The sequence below is a fragment of the Rhodococcus sp. ZPP genome (assembly GCF_017656075.1).
Taxonomy (GTDB): domain Bacteria; phylum Actinomycetota; class Actinomycetes; order Mycobacteriales; family Mycobacteriaceae; genus Rhodococcus_F; species Rhodococcus_F oxybenzonivorans.
Genome location: NZ_CP058638.1, coordinates 3,240,120 through 3,263,821 on the forward strand (window position 1 = coordinate 3,240,120; position 23,702 = coordinate 3,263,821).

The following is a 23,702-nucleotide window of genomic DNA, read 5'->3' on the forward strand; positions in this document are numbered from 1 at the left end:
GTGTCTTCCCAGCCGGGTGCACGACACCCAAGGAGAACAAACATGATCACCGCATTGGACCGCTCAGCGGCGCCGTACCGACCCGAAACCGGGTCGACGGACCGCAACCCTCATGTCGATGCGCCAACGATCCGCCGAGCAATGGGCCGCGTTCCCACCTCCGTCGCCGTGGTCACCGCCCTGTGCGACGACGGCCCTGTCGGAATGACGATCGGATCGCTGACATCGGTATCCCTCGATCCCCCGCTGGTGGCTTTCTTCGTGTTTTCCGGATCGTCGACGTTCACCAAACTCCGTCGCTGTCAGCGGTTTTGCGTCAACGTGCTCGCCGAGGACCAAGCCGACATCTGCCACGGCTTCGCGCGACTTGACGGTGCGAAGTTCGAGCTCGGCGAGTGGGAGTACCACCACGGGATTCCCACCATCAAAGGCGCCGTCACCACCGTGCTCTGTGAACAGGACCACGTCTTCGCGGCCGGTGATCACCTGGGCATGATCGGACGGGTCACCGCCGTCGAGTTCAGCGACCAACGCCCGTTGGTGTACTACCGGGGGCAAACCTCGCAGCTGAACGCTTCCGACTGACGCTGCGGTCTGCGCATACTTCATCGGGACGGCAATGCGCGCAAAAGCCAGATCGGCGCCTCGTGACTGACTTTGGTCTGCACTCCCCTGTTCCCCGATCGACGGACGTCGATCGGGGAACAGGGGATTTGTGTTGCCGTCACTCGTCTCGGACCCGAAGCGCAAAGGCCGGTGTGGTCGCGATCCGGCGAGACCTGTCCTTGTCGTCGATTCGGCCGCGATCGACGCACGCTTGTTGCCGACATAGCCCGTGGACATAGTCGCTTTCTATAAGCCCGATCGAATCTTGGTCATGGACGCTGCCCGCACTGCCCGCGTTATATGAACGAGGTTGATGTGACACGGATAACACGACGAGGAGGTTGCGGCGCCGTCTCGATCGCCTCGAGATTCGCTGAGGCAGCCAGTGCTGAGTGGACCGTGCGATCGGGCGTCACTGAGCTCCAGTGCAGCTGCGCGGATCACCGACGACCGAACCAGACTCCCCGATCGCGCACCGCGCCATCCTCCCGGCATCCCTACGTTCTCGCGTGGGCCCTGTTGAAGGCTCGTCATATCAACTCGGCGGACGAACGAGCCCGCTCTGGAACCTACAAGGCACGAAAGGCATCCGATGACCGGATCAAGACCCGCACAGCAGCGAAAAGTATTTGGCGCAAGTGCAATCGGAACAACAATCGAGTGGTACGACTTTTTCGTCTATGCCACAGCCGCCGCACTGGTGTTCAGTTCGCAGTTCTTCGGCGCCATGGATCCCGCGGTCGCACTTCTGACCTCGATGGCGACGATTGGTGTCACGTTCATCGCTCGCCCGTTCGGCAGTGCGGTGGTCGGTCACTTCGGCGACAAGATCGGCCGCAAAGAGATGCTGGTTCTGACTCTCGCGCTGATGGGAATCTCCACGTTTCTGGTCGGGCTTCTTCCCACCTACGCCCAGATCGGGATCTGGGCACCGATCCTTCTCGTGTTTCTCCGCTTTCTCCAGGGAATAAGCGCCGGCGGAGAATGGGCAGGGGCCGCGCTGATGGCGGTCGAACACGCCCCGGCGAACAAGCGCGGGCTGTGGGGCGGGTCCGTCCAGATCGGTACCCCGGTCGGCCTCGTCCTCGCCACGGGAAGCTTCCTACTTGTCGCGCAGTTCACCACTGAGGACGAGTTCCTGAGCTGGGGGTGGCGGGTTCCGTTCTTCGTCAGCATCCTGCTGGTTGCCATCGGCTACTACGTGCGCACCAAGATCGACGAGAGCCCGGAATTTCGTGCGATGAAGGCACAGTCACGACAGGAGAGCGCACCCATCATCGACATCTTCAGGCAGCACAAGCGTCCACTGGTGATCGGCACGCTCACCTTCCTCGGGACGAACATGGCCGGATACATGATCATCTCGTTCCTGCTGTCCTATGCGACGAACATCCTCGGCATCGACCGGACCGATGTCCTGCTGGTGCAGGTGGTCGGATCCGTCTTCTGGGTCGCCGTCATTCTCGCGACCAGCTACCTGACCGATCGGGTGGGTGGCCGGGCGTTGTTCATCGCCGGGTTTATGTTGCAGGTGCTGGTAGCGGTGCCCTGCATGCTGCTGGTGGGCACGGGACGGGTCCTGTTGATGTATCCGGCCGCGCTGCTGCTGATCATCAGCCTGGGCTTGACCATGGGCCCGCAGTCGGCGGTGTTCGTCTCACTGTTTCCCACCCGCGTGCGGTACTCCGGAGCGTCCCTCGCGTACGCCTTCGGAGCGATCCTCGGCGGAGGTCCGGCACCGTTCGTTGCCACGTACCTGGTCCAACGATTCGATTCGCCGTTCGCTGTGGGCCTTTACATCGCCGGCGCAGGGTTGATCTCACTGTGTGCTGCGCTCGCGATCCGCAGGGCCGACCTCGTCGGCCTCCGTCATGGTCCCGAGGCAGCGAAGGATCCATCGGCGCACGGTGACGATCACTCCACCACGCTCGTGAATTCGTAAGGGGCCGTCTCAGTGAACCGGACCCCGCTAGGCGATGCACCTGCGCCGTTCTCACCGCGGATCGCGGTACTGCCTCAGCCAACCCCTGAACTGACCACAGCGATCTCCCGGGGAGGAGGTGTCACCGTCGCCGATCCCGCCGAAGCCGATGGTGTCGTCGTCGATTTCGCGCTGGACCCGATGGACCTCGACACCGAACTGCGCACCCTCGACCGAAGTGGGGTTCGCTGGGTACAGCTACCCCGGTCGGGAGTCGATCTCTTCCTACCCGCAATAGTCCGGAGACCGGACCTGACGTGGACCAGCGCCAAGGGGTGTTACGCAGAATCGGTCGCCGAGCATGCACTGACCCTTGTCCTGGCTTTGCTGCGCGATGTTCCCGAACGCGCTCGCGCGGCGTGCTGGGGTGAGCCGTCCGGTCGCTCTCTCCATGGTTCCCGCGCCGTCGTTGTCGGCGCCGGTGGGGTCGGACTCGAAACCGTCCGACTGCTGAAATGCTTCTCCACACACGTCACTGTCGTACGGCGACGGCCCATCGACGTCGTCACCGCCGATCGCACGCTCGGCGTCGACCAACTCCCCGAGGCCCTCGCGGACGCCGACGTCGTGATTGTTGCGGCAGCACTGACGTCGCGGACCCGAACCTTGCTCGGCCAACGAGAGTTCCAGTGTCTCGGGCCGAACGCAATCGTGGTCAACATCGCGCGCGGAGAACTCATCGACACCGACGCACTGGTATCAGCGCTCGAGGCCGGGCAGCTCGCCGGCGTCGGATTTGACGTCACCGATCCGGAGCCGCTCCCCCGCGGCCATCGTCTGTGGAGGCATCCGCGGGCACTGATCACCCCGCATACGGCCGACACCATGGTCATGCGCCTTCCCCGGTTCGCCGAACGGGTGACCGAGAACGTACAGAGGTTCGGTCATCACCGCCCGCTGACAGGGGCGGTGGACACAGCAGCCGGCTACTGAACATTCTGGTTCGGCCGCGGCCAGATGGCCTTGCAGGAGTCAACTGTCGGCTCCTGCAAGGCCATGTCCGCTTTGGCGCGGGCGAACCTCCGGCAGTGATCGACGATCCCTGCCCCGCCCCGGCCGCCAGCAGTTTCCCGAGGCTCTCTTCGGCCCTATCCGCCGGTCATCTCCTCCCACGAGGTTCGTGGTTGCACGGCGTACGCGCGCATGTCGTCCATGAGTGCGGCGGCAGGAGGAGTGAGTTGACTGCGGCGACACGCCGCAACGACGTGCAGGTTGCTTTCCGGAACGATGCGATGAACCTGGGCGCCTGCTCGTCGCGCCAATGGTGCCCACGCGGCGGGAAGCACTGCTTGACCGAATCCGCTCAGCACCAAGGGCAGGATCGAGGTCCGATTCGCCAATTCTGCGATGATCGTCGCGGCAACACCGTTCGAGAGCACATCGTCGACGAGTGAGCGCATCAACGAGCCGCCCTGTGACACGATCAGCCGCATTCCGGCCATTTCCGACCGCTCGATCTGTGGACCGGCGGGGACCATGGCGCCCGGACCGGAAATGAGGACCAGCGGCTGCACCTCGAGCTCGACCACGTCCAGCTCTGGTTCGCGTACTGGCGCCGATGCGCCGAGGAGGCCGATCTCGCATGCGCCGGTCCGCACCGACGTCACCACCGCGGCTGGACTCGGCGCTGTCTCCACCTTGAACGTCACCGCGGGATGTTGATCGGTGAACGCGGTCAGGATGGTGGACAACGGCTCGATGCCGTAGGAGGGCATCGTGATCAGGTCGATCCGGCCTGCGCGGAGTTCCTTGAGGGCAACAACGGATGCCTTGGCGTCGTCGAGGTTGCGTAGCACGGTTCGAGCCGGGCCGATCAGGGTCTCGCCGGCATCGCTGAGCGTCAGTCGACGACCGATCCGATGAAATAGTGGCACTCCCAGCTCGCGTTCGAGGGTGGAGATCGTATGCGAGAGCGATGGTTGCGCGATCAGCAGAGCGTCCGCCGCGCGACTGACACCTCCGTGGTCCACCACCGCCAGAAAGTATTTGAGCTGCCGTGCGTCCATTTGGGGTCCTTCCGTGTGGCGGGTGTGGGGTTGCCGTCGACGGATCAACCATCATGCTGCACCACTAGATAGAAGTTAACTATAAGCGGGATCGAATCTCGGTCATGGACGCCAGGACGAAGTGACGGATTAATAGAGACAGAACCAGTTGTGAGGTACACGACAACCCAACCGGGCGGACGAGACGTTCCACCCGATTCACCAACGGCGCGAGAAGCCTTCCGGCGTTCATACGCTCGCGCGCACCAAGGAGTTACCTGATGTCCGTTGCTCTCTGCGCAATGTCGCATTCGCCGTTGATCGGCAAGAACGACCCCGACGCTACCGTGGTCGCCGAGGTGCAGGCCGCGTTCACGGATGCTCGCGCATTCATCGACGAGTTCGATCCCGAACTGGTGATCATCTTCGCCCCGGATCACTACAACGGCGTCTTCTACGACATGCTCCCACCGTTCTGCATCGGCGCGGCAGCGCAGGCGGTGGGCGACTTCGGCACACTCTCGGGACCGCTGGCGGTAGACCGCGATGCCGCACACCGCGTGGCACGGTCCGTCCTGGCAAGCGGCCTCGATGTGGCCTTCTCCGAACGGATGCACGTCGACCACGGATTCTCGCAGGCACTCGAGTTCCTGACCGGGTCCCTCACCGATCGTCCAACCGTGCCGATCTTCATCAACTGTGTCGGCGAACCTCTCGGACCGGTGTCGCGTGTGCGGCAGCTGGGCGAAGCGGTCGGCCGCGCCGCGCTCGAGCTGGACCGGCGCGTCCTGTTGATCGGCTCCGGCGGGCTCTCCCACGATCCGCCGGTGCCGCAGTTCCAGTCGGCGCCCGAGCATGTGCGCGAGCGGCTGATCGACGGTCGCAATCCCACCCCCGCGCAGCAGGAAGAGCGTGTTCGGCGCGTGGTCGACGTCGCACAGGACTTCTCTGCCGGTCTCGCAACCATCCAGCCGCTGAACCCGCGCTGGGATCAGGACCTGCTCGACGTGCTCGCCTCAGGAGAGCTCGACCAGGTCGACTCGTGGGGAAATGACTGGTTCATCGAGAACGCGGGCCATTCTTCCCACGAGGTCCGCACGTGGATCGCGGCGTTCGCCGCTCTGTCCGCGGCCGGCGCCTACCAGGTGCGGTCGAGTTTCTACCGGGCGATCCCCGAGTGGATCGCCGGATTCGCCGTGGCCACGGCGGCACCGACTCGCGCATGAGCCCTATCCGTTTCCAGCAAGTCAAATCGATTTTTGCGTAAGGAGTTTCACCTATGAGCATCGGTACCTCGGTATGGACGTCGTTTCCCGGACTCGACTTCACCGTGAAATACGTACAGGTCGGTCGGTGGCGTACCAGAGTCCTCGAAGCCGGGCACGGGCCCCAGACTCTGATCCTGATGGCCGGAACCGGCGGCCATCTCGAGGCGTACTCACGCAATCTCGCCGCCTTCGCCGAACACTACCGCGTCGTCGCCTTCGACTACCCCGGCCACGGGTACACCACGCTGGCCGACAGCAATCTCGAAATGGTGGATTACATCGAGCATTTGGTTGCCCTGATGGATGCCTTGGGCATCGAGAAGGCGCACCTGAACGGCGAGTCCCTCGGTGGTTGGATCGCCGTGAAGTTCGCAGCAGCCCACCCCGATCGGGTCGGCAAACTGGTGTTGAACACTCCGGGTGGGACGATGTCCACCCCCGAGGTGATGGAACGTATCCGCAGCCTGTCCCAGGCAGCCGCAGACGATCCCACGCCGGAACGGGTACGAGCACGCCTCGAGTGGTTGATGGCCGACAACAGCCGGGTGACCGACGAATTGGTGGAGATCAGGCGCGGAATCTACTCGCGGCCGGGCTTCAGCGACTCGATGCGGCACATCCTGTGCTTGCAGGACCCGGAGATTCGACTACGGAACCGAATTTCAGACGAAGAATTCGCCGCCGTGCCGCACGGGGCGCTCGTCGTCTGGACCAGTGACGACCCTTCCGGACCGGCGGGGGCGGGCATCGAGATGGCCTCGAAGATCGCCGACGGACGATTCGAACTGATCACCGACGCCGGGCACTGGCCGCAGTGGGAACAGTACGACCAGTTCAACAAGATGGTGCTCGCATTTCTGGCCGAATAGCCTTGCCCCGAACAGTTTTTCAACACCCTGTTACGCACTACCCGCACGACCGCAGCGCTTGTCCCACAACAAGATGCTTACGACGAAGGAAACAATCATGGCAATTCGCACCGGCGCCGAGTACAAGGCACGACTTCAAAACACTCCTCGCGAGGTCTGGATCAACGGCGAACGCGTCACCGATGTCACCCAGCACCCCTCACTGCGCCTACCCATCGAGCAGATCGCAAATCTCTACGACATGCAGCACGACCCCGAGTACTCCGATGTCCTGGTCCGGCCAGGACCGAACGGCCCGATCGGTACCGCATTCGTCCCCCCGCGCTCGTACCAGGATCTGGTCGACCGACGGAAGGCATTCACCCTCTGGTCCGAGGCGACACTCGGCCTGATGGGCCGCTCCCCCGACTTCATGAACACCACGCTGATGGCCTTTGCCGACGAACCGGGCGTGTTCCATCGGCTGGGACAGCGTTTCGCCGACAATGTCCAGCGCTACTTCGAGTACGTGCGCGACAACGACCTGTTCATGACTCACGCACTCATCACACCCCAGACGGATCGTTCGAAGAGTTCCGCTGAGCAGGAGGACGAGTTCCTCCACATGGGTGTGGTGCGGGAAACGCCCGAAGGTCTGGTAGTGCGCGGGGCGCGCATGCTGGCCACCTTCGCTCCGATGGCCGACGAGATGGTGATCTACAACCTGCCGAGTCTTCGCGCCGGCGACGAGAAGCACGCGGCGGTCTTCGCGATTCCGATCGAGACCCCGGGCCTGCGTCTGATCACCCGCGAACCCTATGACGACGGAAGCCGAAACCGATTCGATCATCCGCTGTCCACCCGCTTCGACGAGGCGGACTCGCTGGTGGTGTTCGACGATGTCCTCGTTCCATGGGACCGAGTCTTCCTCTACGGCGATGTGTCGTTGGCCAATGCGATGTACATCGAAACCAGCCTACGTCAGCACACCGGCCATCAGACCGGCGTGCGCGGGTTGGTCAAGATGCAGTTCGCGCTCGGCGTCGCGATGAAGCTGGCCCAGTCGGTGAAGATCGATTCCTTCCTGCATGTACAACAGAAGCTGGGAGAAGCCATCGCAGCGACCGAGATCTGCCGGGCGCTGATCAACACGGCCGAAACGGAGTTCGAGCTGTCCAACAGCGGGACCGCACGACCGAAGTTCGATGCACTGCAGACGTTGCGCATGCACCTGTCCGCCACCTACCCGAAGGTGATGGAGATCCTGCAGACCCTGGGAGCGGGCGGTCTGCTGATGATGCCGTCCGCGGCCGACTTCGCCTCCCCCATCGCCGACGACATCGACAAGTACTTCAAGGGCGCCGACGGGCTCGCCGCCGTGGACCGAGTCCGCCTCTACAAGCTTGCATGGGACCTGTGCGGCGACGGTTTCGGGCAGCGAGCACTGCAATACGAACGCTACTACGCCGGCGACCCCGTTCGACTGCTGGCAAACAACTACACCGTCTACGACAAGTCCAATTCGTTCCGGCTCGTCGAGCGGGCGCTCGAGCTGGCCGGGGATCCCGTGTCCGCCGTCGCAGAGCAGCAGGGTGCCCTGTTATGAGCACCGCGGAAATCGACAGTGCAATCGGTGGCGCGCAATTGCGGGACGCCGTAGGACGATTCGCGTCCGGGGTGACAGTGGTGACAGCACTCGGCGAAGACGGCGCGCCGATCGGTTGCACCGTCAGCGCATTCTCCTCGGTGTCCCTCGATCCGCCCCTGGTGCTGGTGTGCATCGACAACGGCCGGTTCATGCATCGCGCGCTCACCACCGGGGTCGGCTTCGTGATCAACGTCTTGGCCGCCGACCAGGCCGATCTGGCGTTGTCGTTCGCGCGGCCCGCCGCCGACAAGTTCACCGGCGTCCCCTTCCATCGCGGACGGGGAGGCGTCCCGCTGTTGGACGGGGCGCTCGCACACCTACAATGCGATCGGTACGCGGTCCTCGACGGCGGCGACCACGCGATCGTGCTCGGACGAGTAATGACCGTGGGAACCGCCGCCGGGGAGCCGCTTCTCTACAGTCAGGGAGCCTTCCTCGATATCAATCGAGACGAATGGGACCGTGCCGTGGAGCGCGCTCCTCACGAATGGCTTCTGTCCGCACCTTGGTGACGGACGTCGTGCACGGACTGGGCCCCACGCAATGAGGCCCCGTCCGTGCACGACCCAGCGCTGCGTCCCGCATGGGGACGATGCACCACCCTTGTCCGATGAAAATCCCGGCTCAGCCGCCCCTCAGCACGACCAACTGTCACCGACAGGTGGTCGCGAACTGACCCCCTTAGATACGAGCACGACACGATGGAGGCAACGACATGGCACCGCAGACGTTCAAGATTGCATCGATCCCCGCCGACGGCGTCGGCAAGGAGGTCGTCGCTGCCGGACGGCGCGTGCTCGACGTCCTCGCAGAACAGTCCGGTGGGCGTTTCGCCTTCGAGTGGGAAGAATTTCCCTGGGGATGCGGGTACTACGAGCAGACCGGGAAGATGATGGCCGACGACGGCCTCGACACCCTGCAGGCATTCGACGCCATCTACTTCGGCGCGGTCGGATGGGAGAACGTCCCCGACCACATCAGCCTCTGGGGGCTGCGGCTCAACATCACCCAGAACTTCGACCAGTGGGCCAACGTGCGGCCCGTGAAGTTCCTCCCCGGCGTGCAGTCCCCGCTGCGCAAGGCCGACGACACCGAACTCGACTGGGTCGTCGTCCGGGAGAACAGCGAGGGCGAGTACGCCGGCCTCGGCGGACGTAACCTCAGCGGCCGCGGACCGGGCAACGAGGTCGCACTGCAGACCGCGCTGTTCACCGAGAAGGGCTGCGAGCGCATCATGCGGTTCGCGTTCGACCTGGCTCGCACCCGCACGGTGAAGAAGGTGTCCAGCGTCACCAAGTCCAACGCCCAGCAGTACGGCATGGTCCTGTGGGACGAGGTCTTCAACCGCGTCGCCCTCGACTACCCCGACGTCGCGACCGAAAGCGTCCTCGTCGACGCGATGAGCGCCAAGTTCATCCTGCACCCGGAGGACCTGTCCGTGGTGGTGGCGTCGAATCTCAACGCCGACATCCTCTCCGACCTCGGCTCCGCGCTGGCGGGAAGCCTCGGTGTCGCGGCGAGCGCGAACCTCAACCCGGAACGACGCTTCCCGAGCATGTTCGAACCCGTCCACGGTTCCGCACCCGACATCGCGGGCCAGGGCATCAGCAACCCGATCGGCGCGATCGCCAGCGCCGCCCTGATGCTCGACCACTTCGGACTGCACGACGAGGCCCGCCGCGTCGAAGCCGCCATCGAGGCCGCCACCGCGAGCGGAGCACTGACCCGCGACATCGGCGGCTCGTCGGACACCGACGCCGTCACCGAGGCGATCGTGCACGCGCTGCAGACCGCGCTGACCTCAGCCTGAGAGAACTGTCCCCGATGTGGTCGCGGAGTCATTCGACCGAGTCCACATCGGGGACAGTGATAGCTCGGACCACCTTCCAACGAGATTGGCAGCGGGAGTAGCGGGTTTCGTTCGGTCGGTAACGCCCCCGATTGCCTTTCCCATTGATTCGCTCGGTCTCCACCGAAGAAGGAACACAGCAGTGAGAGTTCTGGTTGCTCCCGACAAGTTCAAGGGAAGCCTGTCCGCGTCCGACGTCGCCGCCTGTGTCGCCGAGGGATTGGTGACTGCGGGCATCGACTGCGCTCTGTTACCGCTCGCCGACGGCGGTGACGGCAGTGTCGACGCCGCGGTCGCCGCGGGATTCTCGCGGCACCCCGTGACCGTGGCCGGCGCCACCGGTACACCCCATTACGGCAGTATTGCGGTCGGCGACGACACCGGCACTGTCGTGGTCGAGGTTGCCGATACCTGCGGTATGGCAACCCTCCCTGGAGGGCGTCAAGTTCCCCGCGACGCCTCCAGTCTGGGCTTCGGCCAGGCCATCGGACAGGCGCTCCGCCACTCACCGCGGCGGTTGGTGCTGGCTCTGGGCGGCAGCGCCAGCACCGACGGCGGAATGGGCATGCTCGCTGCGCTGGGTTACATCTTTTACGACGCCGAGGGCAGACAACTCGGAGCATGCGGGCGGACGCTAAGTCAGGTTCACACTGTCGATTCCTCCCGGGCAATGAACCTGACCGGCATCGAATTGGTGGTCGCGGGCGACGTCACCAACCCGCTCACCGGGCCCGAAGGTGCCGCTGAGGTGTATGGGCCGCAGAAGGGCGCCGACCCCGAGACCGTGCTGCTGCTCGATGCCGGGCTCGGCAACCTCGTCGAGGCGTTCGCCCGCAGCGGTCATCCGCACGCGACGTCGGTGGCCGACAGACCCGGCGCGGGCAGCGCAGGGGGCATCGGTTTCGCTGCGATGATCCTCGGGGCCGGCCTGGTCTCTGGCGCCGAGTTCTTCCTCAACTTGCTCGACTTCGACAGTCACCTAGGCGGTGTGGATCTGGTGGTCACCGGGGAAGGGTGTATCGATGATCAGACCCGACACGGAAAGTTGCTCACCGTCCTGACCGATCGCGCCCGCCCGGTCCCGGTAGTGGCGGTCGCTGGGCGCAGCACGCTTCTCCGGGAAAAATGGAAGTCGGCGGGGTTCGAGCAGATCCATGTCCTCAGCGACTACACCGACCGGGACACAGCCACCGACTCCCAGCTGACCGCGCAACTGCTGACCCACATCGGCCGCGCGATCGGTGACGACGCAGCGCGCCTGAGACACCGGAAGATGCCTCCACTCCAGCACGACGACTCTCGACGACGCGCTTCCGAGGCACGCATGTCCTCCTAGCACCATAGCTGATCGACGAATGCAAAGTTCGTCGTAGAACAACTACGTTAGGGTTCCGGCAAGCTAGAGAGTTCACGCCGGGCGATCCGCACTGCTGCAGCCGCACAACACAAGTCACGTGATGTGCTGACGGTCGAGCAGCTCGCTGCGCACGCACCGATTAGGGCGTGGGTGGTGTGCTCACTCCTGAGTTCGGTGGTCGTCACAGCGGGGTTAGTGCGACTCACCGGAAGACCGTTTGTGTTTGGTGAATTTCGGTTCGAAAGGCCCGCATCGATGCACTCCAGCAGAGAGGGTCGGTACCCCGCCCCGTCACTGTGGAGGTGCGGGGTACCGACCGGGAAATCAGGGGACGCTGATGAAGTTGGTGAAGCCACCGTGCCGGGCGGGCAGATCGGCGAGAGCTTCGTTGATCTTCTCGAGCGGGAAGCTGTGGTGCTCGAACACCGACAGATCGAGGGCACCGGCTCCGGCGAGATCTGCCATGTCCTGCGCTTCGGCGGTGGAGAACCAGAGGCTGCCGAGGACGCTGACCTGCGAGCACATCATGGAGAACATGTCCAGCGCGGGGCGTTCCATCATGCCGCCGATGTCGACCGCGACGCCACCGCGGCGGAGCGCGGTGATGGCGTCGAGGAACGATTCGGCCGGGGCGCCGGGACCGAGTGAATCGATCACGACATCGACGCCCTCTCCGTCGTTGTGCTCGCGCACCCAGCTGCGCAATTCCCCTTCGCCGGCGGGCAGGACATGGATGCGGCTGGGGGCGATTGCGCGGACATCTTCGAGCAGGTCGGCGTTGCGGCCGGTGCCGAAAATGCGCGTGGCGCCGAGGGCGAGAGCACTCAGGCAGGTACCCAGGCCGAGGGTTCCGGAGATGCCGTCGATCAGGACGGTCGAACCGGGTCCGACTCCGGCCCTGCGCAGCGCAGAGTAGCCAGTGCCGAGGTAGCCGAATCGAGCGCCTTCCTCGAAGCTGACGGAGTCGGGGAGCTTGACCAGATTGCGTTGCGGCGCAGTCAGGTATTCGCTAAGGCCGCCGTAGGGGTAGGCGTCGAAGATTTGCTGACCATCGGCACCGAAGGAGAAGTAGCCCATGAAGGTGTATTTGTCGCAATTCTGGTCTTCACCCTGTCGGCAGGCGCGGCAGCCGCCGCAGGAGATTCCCGGGTTGACGTACACGCGGTCGCCGACAGCGATGTCGGTGACGTGGCTGCCGACCGCGGCGACAACGCCGGCGGAGTCGAGTCCGAAGATCGCGGGAAGCTTCGGGAGCGGAAGGTAGGGGAACCATTCGCTGTAGGTGGCGAGCACGTTGCTCAGGTTCGGAACCACGTTGCAGGCCTTGACCTGTACCAGCACATCGGTGGGCCGCGCCTCGGGGATTGGGAGTTCCTCGATCTGCATCGGCTGATTGATCTCGTGGAGGCGGGCGACGCGCATGGTCTTCATGTACGAAAACTCCTGAAGGTAACGGTTGTCGGGGTGGAAGAATTTGATAGTGGGTACGGCAAAGCCTGGTGCGGCGGTGTGGAAGCGGCCGCACCAGGGCGGGGTAGGTGTGGTCAGGCGGGGGTGCCGGTGACCGCCTCGGTCAGGGCAGTGCGAACCTCGTCGACGGTGGTGATCTCGGCGAGCAGGCCGAGGGAGTTGATGCTCGCCTCATGCGCTTCTGGGGTGGCCGCCGAGCAGGCGTCTTCGACGAGGACCGTTCGGTAGCCGAGATCGCTTGCCACCCGGGCTGTTCCCTCGACGGAGGCGTTGGTGGCCACACCAGCGAAGAGCAGGGTGGTGATGCCCTTCTCGCGGAGGGTGGCGTCGAGGTCGGTGCCGGCGAAGCCGCCGACTCGCTGGTGGGTGAGCACGATGTCACCGTCGTGGGGGGCGAGGGGTGCGACGATCTCGGCGAGTTCGCTGCCTTCTTTGAGGCATCCGGACTGCGCGACGATCCCGAGCAATGGCGAATTCACCTCGAGGTCGGAGAAGTCCTGTTTCCAGGCGACCCGGGTGTAGACCACGGGGGCGCCGGCTTCGCGGGCCGAGGCGATGAGCGCGGCGATCTGATCGATGACGCGGCGTTCGCTCACCTGCTGCTGGAAGAAGTCGGCGAAGGCGCCGGTGGGGCCCACGATGTCGCCCTGGCAGTGGACTGCCACGACGGCGGTGGTCCGAGGGTCGAGTTTCATCAATAGCTCCTGTTTCGGGGTGCGGGTTTACATGTGAGCGAGGATCGAGTGCCCGATGTTGTCGATGTCACGGGCAGCGGTGAACGGGTTGGACAAGAACACTTGGAGGATGTCGACGCCGGCTTCACGCATCAGGCCCGCCTTGTCCCGCAGTTGGCCTGGGGATCCGTAGAGGCACCAGTAGTCGACGAGTTCCTTGGTGATGATCGGACGGTGCCGCGGGTCGAGTCCGCGCAAATACTTCGCCCAGACGTCGAGGTAGTGCGGCTGGTGGGGGGCATTCGGGTCACCGAGGTACTGCTGGGCTGCGGTGAGGGAGGCGTCGACGATCGAGTCGCCGAGATCGTCTCGGTGCTGGTCCATCAGGCCGGCGTTGGTGATGCACGAGCTGATCGGTCCGGAGCCGAAGCCGTTGGTGACACCGTCTTCCCAGGTTTCACCGTTCTCGAGTTGGTAGAACCAGGACAGGGAGACGAGTTTGACCGAACCGGGAGTTCGGCCAGCGTCGGCGACCGCCTTGTCGAGTTCGCGGCGGATCAGGCCGATCATGTCGATATTCGGACCCAGGCAATACACGACGGCGTCGGCGTACTTGGCTGCTTCGGTCAGTCCCCGGGGTCCGCCGGCCGCCACCCAGATGGGAATGTGGTCGGTGACGTTGTAGAAGCCGCTCTCCTTGTCGAGGAACTCCACTTCCCGGGTTTGTCCGAGCCACTTGTGGGTGGTGCGGCGGCCGGCCATCAGTTCTCGGGAGACTTCGATGGCGTGCGTGAGTTCGGAGATCTTCGCGGGGCGATTACCCATCGAGCGCAGAGCATTGTTGGCGGTCCCGATGCCGAGGAAGGTTCGTCCCGGAGCCAGGGCGTTGAGGGTGGCCATGGAGTTCGCGGTGACCGGGGCGATCCGGGTCAGCGGGTTGGTGACCATGGTGCCGAGTGCGATCGTGCTGGTCTGCGTAGCTGCGAGCGCGAGGAACTGGTATGGGTCAGAGAAGAGCAAGGGGCCCTCGCCGACACCGAAGTGCGAGAACCCGAGGTCCTCGGCCTGCTTCACCATTGCGACCTGATCAATCTTGGCGCAGGTGCCGATACAAAATTCCATGTCCTTCTCCTTGCTCTGCCCGTGGGTCGCGGGAAGGGTCATCTCACCCCGGCCGCGGGCCCGAGCTGACGAACGGTCGGGTCTGCTCCCACCGATGTCGGCGCGCCGGGGATCGGCGGGACGTCCAACAGAAGGGTCGATCACCTCGACCCGATGAGCTGGTCAAACTCCAACACTCAACCGAATTGGCATGCTAGCGTTCCAGACAAACGTACCTCACAGTGACTCACGCCACAAGTACTAGAATGCAAGTTGCTGCGGGAACGCGCAGAATCAAGGGAACGATGACCGGGCTGCCGACGGAGGGCATGAATTGATGAGCACCGCTTATACCGGCACGGGAAGCGAGGCCGCTGCGCTGTTGGAACAGAGCCGCATCTCAGGTGCGCGGTTGTCATCCGCCCTGTACGACATTCTCAAATCCCGGCTTCTCGAGGGTCGCTACGGCGCGGGAGAAAAGATCGTGGTCGAGGCGATTCGCCAGGAGTTCGGGGTGAGCAAGCAGCCGATCATGGACGCGCTTCGCCGCCTCTCGAGCGACAAGTTGGTGCACATCGTGCCACAGGTTGGCTGTGAGGTAGTGGCGTACAGCGAGCGCGAGGTGGAGGACTTCTATACCTTGTTCGGGGGCTTCGAAGGAACCATCGCCGCGGTGGCTGCGGACCGGCGGACCGAGGCGCAGCTGCTGGAACTAGATTTGATCTCCTCGCGGGTGGACGCGCTCGCGGAATCCACCGATCCGGTGGTACGCGCCCACGGGTACCGGGTGCACAACCGAGAATTCCACGCGGCGATCCACACAATGGCGCACTCACGGATCATGGCGGAAACCAGCCAGAGGATGTGGGATCTGTCGGACTTCCTGATCAACACCACCGGCATCACCAACCCCCTCTCCAGTGCACTGCCCGACCGCCAGCACGATCACCGTGAGATCACCGAGGCGTTGCGCAACCGTGATGCGGCCGGTGCCCGGATGGCGATGGAACGCCATATCGTCGGAACGATCGCGGTCATCCGCAACGAATCATCCGCTTCGGCAGTGTCCTGAGCCTCAGTGCACGGTGACGGTGCCGTCCTCGTCGATGTCGATTCGACCGCCGTCGCGCACACTGTCGAGGAAGTCTGGTCCCAGCTGGTCGATCGCGACGATGCGGCGATCGTCCCAGATATCGGCGAGGATGATCCCGGCAGCGGAGATGGTGTCGATGTGCTCGGAGTACAGCATGGCAGCAGGAGCGACCCCGACCTTGGCGGCTGACTGCAGGACCATCCCGCCCGTCGTGGAGCCGATGGACTGAGGCAGGCAGAGGATCTTCCCGCCGATCACCTTGCGGTACAGGTCGGGGTTGTTCTGGTCGTGGCAGAGTGGGCTGGCTGTGGTGATGCCGTGGAAGTAGCTGGCGAGGGTGTTGAATCCCTGCCGAGTGACCACGCAATCTCCCCTCAGCCTCCCGCCGGTGACCACTCGGCCGGTGTACGTCTTCATCGGATTTGCTCCGTTCGGGCTGATCGGTTGCCCTCGACGATGCGCTCGAGGACGTCGTTGTCGGTGAAGAAGCGGCTCGTGGTGTAGGTGCGCAGTTTGTTCGAATTGGTGATCACCGGGCGCGAGGATGTCGCGGGCGTGTTCATGTGCAGCGCCGGGCACATCGAGGCGATGGTGATGCCGGCGGCGAGCGCGGGCTCGTACAGCTCGCGGTGGCCCTGCTTGAACTCGGCCACGACCGCCGGGGCCGCGCTGAGCACCGTTCTGATTGCCACCGTTCGGCGACCGGCCGTTCGAAGTGCCGTAAGGATCCAATCGGTAACGGTGCGCAACTGGCTGTACGACAGATGCGGACAGCCGATCAGCGCGGTCTCCGCGTCGGCTGTCTCGTCGTCCCACAGGATCGGATAGCCGGCGATGAGATCGGCGATCGTCCGGTCGTCGATGACGATGCGGCGGTGGTCGTCGGTCAGTAATCCTCGGCCGTGTCGTTGTGCCTCCGGGGTGAGGTTCTCGACATGGAAGAGGCCGACGGCGCCGTTGGACGCGGTCGCGGCCCCGAAGTCCTTAAGGTAGTCGCGGGTCGCATCGTCGTCGAGGTCGCTGCCGAGGAGGGCGTCGAGACCGACGACGAACGGCACGTCTCCAACAACCGCGCGGCCGACGGCGGAGCCGAGGACGGTAGCGGGCGGCAGCTCGGACGTCTTGACCTCGACCAGCCATGTGGCCCTGCGCCCGTCGTCGCGTAGCAGTCCGAATTCCGGTGTGCGTCCTGCGATTCCACACATCAGCTCGATTAGGCCCGAGTTGCGGTTGGTGCGTGCGGCGAGGACTGAGTTCGCGTAGACGACTGCTGACGATTCGGCCCAGGCGAGAATGTCGCCTTCGCCCGGGGTGTTGCCCACCTCTGGCAGGTAGGCGGTGCACGAGTATGCCTGATCGTTTTTGATCCCGAGCTTGCGCAGTTGATCCTCGTAGCGGTCCTGGTGTGCGTAGAGGGCGAGCAGGTCGCGCTTCTCGCTTTCGGTGTAGGAAACTGCCTCGAAGTCGAACGGCCGGGGGTCCACGGTGAACGGCTCCGTCGTAGTCAGTCCTGCGTCGATCATCTGGTCGAGGAGGTCGAACACCGTGTCGAGCCCGGTCATCCCCATCGAGGTGACGACGTGGATCGGACCGTCCAGCTCGGCGAGTCGATCGGCGCCGAAGATTTCCCCGTATCGCACCACGGTGCGGAGCACCTTGGCCATGACGTCGCCCTGTGCTCCACCGAGAATTGCGCGCTCGTGATCGGTGAGGCGCATGGTGGTCGCCCTCTCGGCTGTCGTGTACTCGTCCACCTCTCTATCTTCTCGACCCGAATGGTTCGCGTCTAACGATCGTTTTTGATGATTTAGTTCGAGATAGGCGATCATTGAGAAATGGATCTTCGACGGGTGGAAATGTTTCTCAAGGTGGTCGATGCCGGCACGTTCGCCGCTGCCGCCGATGAGCTCGGGTTCGTCCAGTCGACTATCAGCGCCGGTGTTCACACGCTCGAGCGCGAACTCGGGGTTCTTCTATTCGATCGAAGCGCTCGGGCGGCCTCACTTACCGCCGCGGGCCAAGCACTCGTGCCCGAAGCCAGAGCGCTTCTTGCGCGTGCGGCACAGACGCGTCTGCTGGTACGGGAAGCCGACCGTTCGCTGGCGGGAGAGTTACGCATCGGTGTCATCGCCTCGACCCGGCCGGTTCTCCTGCCAGAGGCGCTCGCAGGAATGCACACAGCGCATCCCCAGCTGAGCATTCGCGTGCTGTCAGATGCAATCGGAACCAGCAACCTTGTCGATCGTCTCCGGCGGTCCGAGCTGGACATGATCGTCGCGTCCGGACACCTGAGCGCGCAGCAGGCGGACGGACTTGTAGTCGAGCGGCTGTATGTCGGCGAGCTGGTGTGCATCGTGCAGACTGCCGATGAGTTGGCCCGCACACAGTGTGTCCGCCTGGCAGATATCTCGGGCCGGAGCTGGATCGAGGCACCGGCCGGGCAAGCGAACCGGGCGACGACCGACGAAGCGTTCCGGAGAGAGGGCCTTGACCGCACGATCGGCGCCGAGATCGCCGATCCCACCGAGGTTCCGGGTTATGTCGCCGCAGGGCTGGGCGTCGCAATAGTTCCGGACTTTCTCGCGGCGGGTCACCCCGGACTTCATGTCCTAACCGTCACCGATTGCGACCTGAAATGGTCGATCGCGGTGATCCGGCTCGCGTCGCGGTTCTCTGAGCCGATGCGGGTGCTGTGGAACGAACTGGTGGCGACATCGTCGCGAGCTTAGGACCGCGAGACGTCGGCCCCGGTCACGCAGGTGACCAGGGCCGAGGACGCCGCTACGTCACATCGTCCGCCAGCGCGAGAACCGTTGCTGAACCAGCCGCGGGAGCTCACCCCAGCATGTCTGCGGCGATCGAGCATCCTGCGGCAACCAGCCCGTCAGACCCACCGCCGCGCGGATCCCCGCGGACGACGCCACCGCCCCGCCAGGACGAGCGCGACCAGAACACCACCAACCTGCGTCTGCATGACCAATCTGCCTAAGGCTCGTCGCACTTGGACCGAAACACCGCAGCCGTGATGGGCAGAAAGGCGTACGGCCGGAGATCGACGCCCCCCACGGCGCCAAAGGACCACCAGCGGTATCAGCGCCGATACCGCAAGCCCGCAGCGCAACCCGGTGCGCGCCTGCCTGAGGTCCGACACCGAGCAAGTGCCGCAGGCTCGGAAGGAGACATATTGGCGCGGCGAGCGTCAGTAAGTGCCTCCGAAGACGAAATAGCCATCACGAAGTAGATCCGGAATAAAGCACCGCAGCGCCACAAGCGCCTGGTGCGTTGGCGATGGCGACAGAGGCGCCGAGTGGCACCAGCCCAAAAATCCGCGTGAAAGAGACTTGCGTCACTCGGTCCATTCGCGCTAGCTTGAGTACTAGACGACTAGCATTCCAGTCACTGCGTCATCGCAGTCCCAGCAGAAAGGAGCGGCCATGACGACCGCCTCCTCCTCATCGAACCGGGTGACTATCGGGTCAACCAGCTACCGGATCGGAGCGATCCTGTCGTGAGCAACAAAATCGCCGACCCGACGAAGCGCACCAGCCCGTTGCGAGTGGCAATGGCCAGCTTCATCGGCACCACCGTCGAGTACTACGACTTCTTCATCTACGGCACCGCCGCGGCGCTGGTGTTCCCGAAACTGTTCTTCCCGGACGTTTCCTCGGCGATCGGAGTTCTGCTCTCGTTCGCAACCTTCGGAGTCGGGTTCCTGGCCCGCCCCCTCGGCGGGATCGTGTTCGGTCACTTCGGTGACCGGGTCGGCCGCAAGCAAATGCTTGTACTCTCCCTGGTCGGCATGGGTGTGGCGACGATGTTGATGGGATTGCTGCCGACCTACGCCCAGATCGGTGTCGCAGCCCCGATCCTGCTGACTGTGCTGCGACTGGTGCAGGGATTCGCAGTGGGCGGTGAGTGGGGCGGTGCGACACTGATGGCGGTCGAGCACGCCCCCACCGCAAAGAAGGGGTTCTTCGGGTCCTTCTCCCAGATGGGTGCCCCGGCCGGCACGAGCGTCGCCACCCTCGCGTTCCTCGCGGTCTCCCAGCTGCCGGACGAACAGTTCCTTTCCTGGGGTTGGCGTCTACCTTTCCTGTTCAGCGCGGTGTTGATCATCATCGGGCTCTTCATCCGACTCTCCCTCGCCGAGAGCCCCGATTTCGCGGCGGTCAAGGAGCGTGCCGAGGTGGTGCGGATGCCGATTGCCGAGGCGTTCCGCAAGCATTGGAAGGAAATCCTTCTCGTCGCCGGCACCTATCTCTCCCAAGGTGTGTTCGCCTACATCTGCATGGCCTACCTGGTCTCCTACGGCACCACTGTTGCCGGGATCAGCCGCAGCTCCGCCCTGGCGGGTGTCTTTGTTGCGGGCGTGCTTGCAGTCGTGCTGTATCCGGTGTTCGGGTCGCTGTCGGACACCTTCGGCCGCAAGACGATGTACCTGCTCGGCGCCGTACTCATGGGTGTCGTGATCGGACCGGCGTTCGCGCTGATCAACACCGGCAACCCCTGGCTGTTCATGCTCGCCCAGGTGCTGGTCTTCGGCATCGCGATGGCACCCGCCGCCGGGGTGACCGGTTCGCTGTTCACGATGATCTTCGACGCGGACGTGCGCTACAGCGGCGTCTCGGTCGGTTACACCCTGTCCCAGCTCTGCGGATCTGCGTTCGCCCCGACCATCGCCGCCGCGCTGTACACCTCCACCGGTTCCAGTGACGCGATCGTCACCTACCTGCTCATCGTCTCGGCCATCTCGATCGTCTCGGTGATCTTGCTGCCCGGCGGCTGGGGCCGCAAGGGCGCTGCAGGCCAGCTCGTTCGGGACCAGGTGACCTCGACACCGGCTGCTCCGTCGCCGTCTCCAGCCGCAGACACCACCCGGAGTGGCCTGAAGGTGCTGGACTAGAGACGAAGCCCCATGACGATGAATTATCTATTCCAATAACGCATTTCGCGCAGATATGGAGCAAAGCCTTGAGCAGCGCACACCCCTATACCAGCGTTTGGTCGGATCTCGCCCAGGTCGAGTTCAGTCAGGGATTCCTGCAGGCGGGCCCGTACCGGACCCGGTACCTGCACGCCGGTGACGAGTCCAAGCCCACGCTCCTGCTACTGCACGGCATCACCGGCCACGCCGAGGCGTACGTGCGGAACCTGCAGGCACATGCCGAGCACTTCAACGTCTGGGCGATCGACTTCATCGGCCACGGCTACAGCAGCAAGCCCGATCATCCCCTCGAGATCAAGCACTACATCGACCAGGTTCAGCACGTTCTCGAAGCTCTGGGCACCCAAAAGGCGTACTTCAGTGGTGAGTCACTCGGCGGCTGGGTCACCGCGCGGTTCGCGGCAGATCACCCTGACCGGGTCGAGCGGATCGTTCTGAACACCATGGGCGGCACCATGGCGAACCCGAAGGTGATGGAACGCCTCTACACCCTGTCGATGGAAGCGGCGAAGGACCCGAGCTGGGAACGGGTCAAGGCCCGACTCGAGTGGCTGATGGCAGACCCGGCCATGGTCACCCACGACCTGATCCGCACCCGGCAGGCCATCTTCCAGCAGCCGGACTGGCTCGAGGCCTGCAAGATGAACATGGCCCTGCAGGACCCGGAAACCCGCAAACGCAACATGATCACCGACCAGACCTTGGAAGGAATCAGCGCACCGGCAATGGTGCTGTGGACCACCAAGGACCCCTCCGGCCCGGTGGACGAGGCCAAACGGATCGCCTCCCACATCCCCGGAGCGACACTGGCGATCATGGACAACTGCGGGCACTGGCCGCAGTACGAGGACGCCGCCACCTTCAACAAGCTGCACCTGGACTTCCTCCTCGGCCGCAGCTGACACACCCCGGGTCGGTGCCCGAGCTGTGACAGCACACCAGGCACCGACCCGGTATCACCCCATCGGACGAATCCCCCAGTCGCACACTGAGCGCCAGCACACTCCCGCGACAAGCCCCGCCGCATCTCACCTCGTCGAATGAAAGGTCCCCGGATGACTGCCGTCCCTCCTGTCGACCCCCGGGTCGTTGCCGACCGGGCAGAGAGATCGGCCGGCACTGCCCAGACCGATTTAGGCGGATTGGCCTGTGCGCAGCAGGACCTCATCGCCGACATCGCTCTGGTCCTTGTCGATCGCCAGTAGGAATGCTTACAGGCGAGCGGGTCGCCCTGGTCACCGGGGCGAGCCGTGGCATCGGGGCGGCCACCGCACACGCATTGGCCGCCACCGGTACCACCATGATCATCCATTACGGATCCGACCGCGCTGCCGCCGCAGCGGTCGTCGACAGCATCGTTGCCGCCGGCGGCCGGGCGACCAAGGTCCGGGCCGACCTCTCCCGACCCGACGGGCCCGAAGTGCTGATGCAGCAGTTCGACTCCGCGCTCACCGATCTCGGTCTCGACCCTGGCCTCGACATCCTTGTCAACAACGCCGGCATCAACCGCCGCGGAGCGATCGAGCGCGTCACTACCGACGACTTCGATCACCACGTCGCCCTCAACCAACGCGCCCCATTCTTCGTCACCCAGCATGCACTCCCCCGGATGCGCGAGGGCGGACGCATCGTCAACATCTCCTCCGGATCCGCGCGCTACGCCAGCCCCGAAGTCATCAGCTACGCCATGACCAAGGGAGCGATCGAGGTCTTCACCCGCACCCTCGCCGCCGACATTGGCAAACGAGGCATCACCGTCAACGCCGTGGCGCCAGCCGCGCTCGATACCGACATGAACGCACACTGGCTACGCGGCAACGACCAGGCACACACCGCCGCCGCAGCCGCCACAGCCCTGCGCACTCTCGCGACCGCCGCCGACATCGCCGACATCGTGGTATTTCTCGCCAGCGATGCCGCCGGTGCCATCACCGGTCAAGTCATCGACGCCACCAACGGCAACCGCTTGTGACCATGCCCGGCTTCTCAGATGGATTCGGTCAGTGACTCGCCGTGCCGCGGTCCGGCAGAGGCCGAAGTCCCCGGGACAGGTTTGACGTGGTCGATCGTTCCGGTGATATGAGAACCCATCGCTGCCCGGGCGACCTCGACCCGCTGTTGACGGATCGCGGTGCGAATGACGTCGTGATCGTGGTTGCGGTCCACGATGGCATCCGCGAGTGGATGCGGGGGACCTGCCGTGTTGATGAGAAAGTCTGACATGTCCCACATGCGTTTGCTCTGTTCGGCCATCACCCGTGAATGAGCCATGCGATGGATGACGAGATGAAATTCTCGGTTGAGGCCGCGATATCGGCGCGCCCGCTCGACGCTGTCGGTGCACGTATTCAATTCCTCGATACGGCGCCACGCCTCGTCGAGTTCGTCTAGCTGATCGGGGGTGCGGCGGGCCGCCGCAGCGGCGGCGATCTCGCTTTCGAAGCTCCCGAAGAGGCGGAAGAAGTCCTCGACTTCCCAGCTGGTGTATGACTCGACTCGACACCCGCTCTGCGGAACGATCTGCACGATTCCGATCGATTCCAGGCGCCTCATCGCATCCATGACCGGTTGCTTGCTGACCCCGAACTCCGCGCGGACTTCCTCGATCGAGATCCGTGATCCGGGCTTGTACTTCCCGTCGAGAATGCGCTCTTTCAACTGTTCGAGCACGACGTGACCGAGCCTCTGCCCCGGTCGGCCAGACGCGATTGGCTCGCCCATCGTTTCTCCTCGCACTCTTGTTCTCGCGGCACCGTGCTGGCTGCTGGAGCGAGATGTTACGTGTCTTGGCGGGGCTGGTCGTGCCTGCATTCTCCGAGGCTGTGGTGCCTGAGTAGTTGCACTCGGTGTGAGGCGGTCCTCGGCGCGCACTTGGCC

Annotated in this window: 22 protein-coding genes; 15 read left to right on the forward strand and 7 right to left on the reverse strand. The window is 64.3% G+C overall.

Annotated elements, in window-relative coordinates:
- Positions 1-42: 42 nt before the first annotated feature.
- The 3 genes from HYG77_RS15420 to HYG77_RS15430 all read left to right on the forward strand — a co-directional run bounded on the left by HYG77_RS15420 (position 43) and on the right by HYG77_RS15430 (position 3,520).
- Positions 43-585, forward strand: coding sequence for a flavin reductase family protein (locus tag HYG77_RS15420; protein WP_208963163.1), 543 nt, complete (start codon positions 43-45; stop codon positions 583-585).
- Between the two features lie 613 nt (positions 586-1,198).
- The gene (locus HYG77_RS15425) at positions 1,199-2,548 is read left to right on the forward strand and encodes an MFS transporter (protein ID WP_208963164.1); all 1,350 of its coding nucleotides are present in this window, start codon (positions 1,199-1,201) and stop codon (positions 2,546-2,548) included.
- A 12-nt stretch (positions 2,549-2,560) separates the two neighbouring features.
- The gene (locus tag HYG77_RS15430; RefSeq protein WP_208963165.1) at positions 2,561-3,520 is read left to right on the forward strand and encodes an NAD(P)-dependent oxidoreductase; all 960 of its coding nucleotides are present in this window, start codon (positions 2,561-2,563) and stop codon (positions 3,518-3,520) included.
- A 155-nt stretch (positions 3,521-3,675) separates the two neighbouring features.
- On the opposite strand, the gene HYG77_RS15435 is transcribed toward HYG77_RS15430, so the two are convergent.
- Entirely contained in the window at positions 3,676-4,593 is a 918-nt protein-coding gene (locus tag HYG77_RS15435) for a LysR family transcriptional regulator (protein ID WP_208963166.1), read from the reverse strand.
- A gap of 260 nt (positions 4,594-4,853) precedes the next feature.
- Between HYG77_RS15435 and HYG77_RS15440 the strand changes: the two genes are divergently transcribed.
- From HYG77_RS15440 to HYG77_RS15465, 6 genes are all read left to right on the forward strand, one after another.
- Complete coding sequence (locus HYG77_RS15440) at positions 4,854-5,798, forward strand: 3-carboxyethylcatechol 2,3-dioxygenase (protein ID WP_208963167.1); 945 nt, start codon at positions 4,854-4,856, stop codon at positions 5,796-5,798.
- Positions 5,799-5,851: 53 nt separating this feature from the next.
- On the forward strand, positions 5,852-6,709 hold the full coding sequence (locus HYG77_RS15445; RefSeq protein ID WP_208963168.1) for an alpha/beta fold hydrolase: 858 nt from the start codon (positions 5,852-5,854) through the stop codon (positions 6,707-6,709).
- Positions 6,710-6,806: 97 nt separating this feature from the next.
- Entirely contained in the window at positions 6,807-8,294 is a 1,488-nt protein-coding gene (gene hpaB, locus HYG77_RS15450; RefSeq protein WP_208963169.1) for a 4-hydroxyphenylacetate 3-monooxygenase, oxygenase component, read from the forward strand.
- A complete protein-coding gene (locus HYG77_RS15455) occupies positions 8,291-8,848 on the forward strand; it encodes a flavin reductase family protein (RefSeq protein ID WP_208963170.1) in 558 nt (185 codons plus the stop codon). Before hpaB ends, HYG77_RS15455 begins: the two co-directional genes overlap by 4 nt.
- A gap of 203 nt (positions 8,849-9,051) precedes the next feature.
- Positions 9,052-10,146: a tartrate dehydrogenase gene (locus HYG77_RS15460; protein WP_208963171.1), complete on the forward strand. Its 1,095-nt coding sequence runs from the start codon at positions 9,052-9,054 to the stop codon at positions 10,144-10,146.
- A gap of 181 nt (positions 10,147-10,327) precedes the next feature.
- Positions 10,328-11,521, forward strand: coding sequence for a glycerate kinase (locus HYG77_RS15465; protein ID WP_208963172.1), 1,194 nt, complete (start codon positions 10,328-10,330; stop codon positions 11,519-11,521).
- Between the two features lie 345 nt (positions 11,522-11,866).
- Here HYG77_RS15465 and HYG77_RS15470 read toward each other — a convergent pair whose 3' ends face one another.
- The 3 genes from HYG77_RS15470 to HYG77_RS15480 form a co-directional block, all read right to left on the reverse strand.
- The gene (locus HYG77_RS15470) at positions 11,867-12,973 is read right to left on the reverse strand and encodes an alcohol dehydrogenase catalytic domain-containing protein (protein WP_208963173.1); all 1,107 of its coding nucleotides are present in this window, start codon (positions 12,971-12,973) and stop codon (positions 11,867-11,869) included.
- 113 nt (positions 12,974-13,086) lie between these two features.
- A complete protein-coding gene (locus HYG77_RS15475) occupies positions 13,087-13,707 on the reverse strand; it encodes a cysteine hydrolase (protein WP_208963174.1) in 621 nt (206 codons plus the stop codon).
- Positions 13,708-13,734: 27 nt separating this feature from the next.
- On the reverse strand, positions 13,735-14,850 hold the full coding sequence (locus HYG77_RS15480) for an LLM class flavin-dependent oxidoreductase (protein ID WP_244461332.1): 1,116 nt from the start codon (positions 14,848-14,850) through the stop codon (positions 13,735-13,737).
- Between the two features lie 274 nt (positions 14,851-15,124).
- Between HYG77_RS15480 and HYG77_RS15485 the strand changes: the two genes are divergently transcribed.
- Positions 15,125-15,859, forward strand: a complete 735-nt coding sequence (locus HYG77_RS15485) for a GntR family transcriptional regulator (RefSeq protein WP_208963175.1) — start codon at positions 15,125-15,127, stop codon at positions 15,857-15,859.
- 3 nt (positions 15,860-15,862) lie between these two features.
- On the opposite strand, the gene HYG77_RS15490 is transcribed toward HYG77_RS15485, so the two are convergent.
- Positions 15,863-16,297 carry a DUF126 domain-containing protein gene (locus HYG77_RS15490; RefSeq protein ID WP_208963176.1) on the reverse strand — a complete coding sequence of 145 codons (435 nt, stop codon included), beginning with the start codon at positions 16,295-16,297 and terminating at the stop codon, positions 15,863-15,865.
- A complete protein-coding gene (locus HYG77_RS15495; protein ID WP_244461333.1) occupies positions 16,294-17,634 on the reverse strand; it encodes an aconitase X in 1,341 nt (446 codons plus the stop codon). Before HYG77_RS15495 ends, HYG77_RS15490 begins: the two co-directional genes overlap by 4 nt.
- 81 nt (positions 17,635-17,715) lie before the next feature.
- On the opposite strand from HYG77_RS15495, the gene HYG77_RS15500 reads away from it, so the two are divergent.
- The 5 genes from HYG77_RS15500 (at position 17,716) to HYG77_RS15520 (ending at position 22,797) form a co-directional block, all read left to right on the forward strand.
- Positions 17,716-18,609, forward strand: coding sequence for a LysR family transcriptional regulator (locus HYG77_RS15500; protein WP_208963177.1), 894 nt, complete (start codon positions 17,716-17,718; stop codon positions 18,607-18,609).
- A gap of 833 nt (positions 18,610-19,442) precedes the next feature.
- Complete coding sequence (locus HYG77_RS15505; RefSeq protein WP_244461359.1) at positions 19,443-20,783, forward strand: MFS transporter; 1,341 nt, start codon at positions 19,443-19,445, stop codon at positions 20,781-20,783.
- Positions 20,784-20,851: 68 nt separating this feature from the next.
- On the forward strand, positions 20,852-21,727 hold the full coding sequence (locus tag HYG77_RS15510; RefSeq protein ID WP_208963178.1) for an alpha/beta hydrolase: 876 nt from the start codon (positions 20,852-20,854) through the stop codon (positions 21,725-21,727).
- Between the two features lie 153 nt (positions 21,728-21,880).
- Positions 21,881-22,030, forward strand: a complete 150-nt coding sequence (locus HYG77_RS15515; RefSeq protein ID WP_208963179.1) for a hypothetical protein — start codon at positions 21,881-21,883, stop codon at positions 22,028-22,030.
- A 2-nt stretch (positions 22,031-22,032) separates the two neighbouring features.
- Complete coding sequence (locus HYG77_RS15520; protein WP_208963180.1) at positions 22,033-22,797, forward strand: SDR family oxidoreductase; 765 nt, start codon at positions 22,033-22,035, stop codon at positions 22,795-22,797.
- A gap of 14 nt (positions 22,798-22,811) precedes the next feature.
- Here HYG77_RS15520 and HYG77_RS15525 read toward each other — a convergent pair whose 3' ends face one another.
- Complete coding sequence (locus tag HYG77_RS15525; RefSeq protein WP_244461334.1) at positions 22,812-23,546, reverse strand: GntR family transcriptional regulator; 735 nt, start codon at positions 23,544-23,546, stop codon at positions 22,812-22,814.
- Positions 23,547-23,702: the final 156 nt, after the last annotated feature.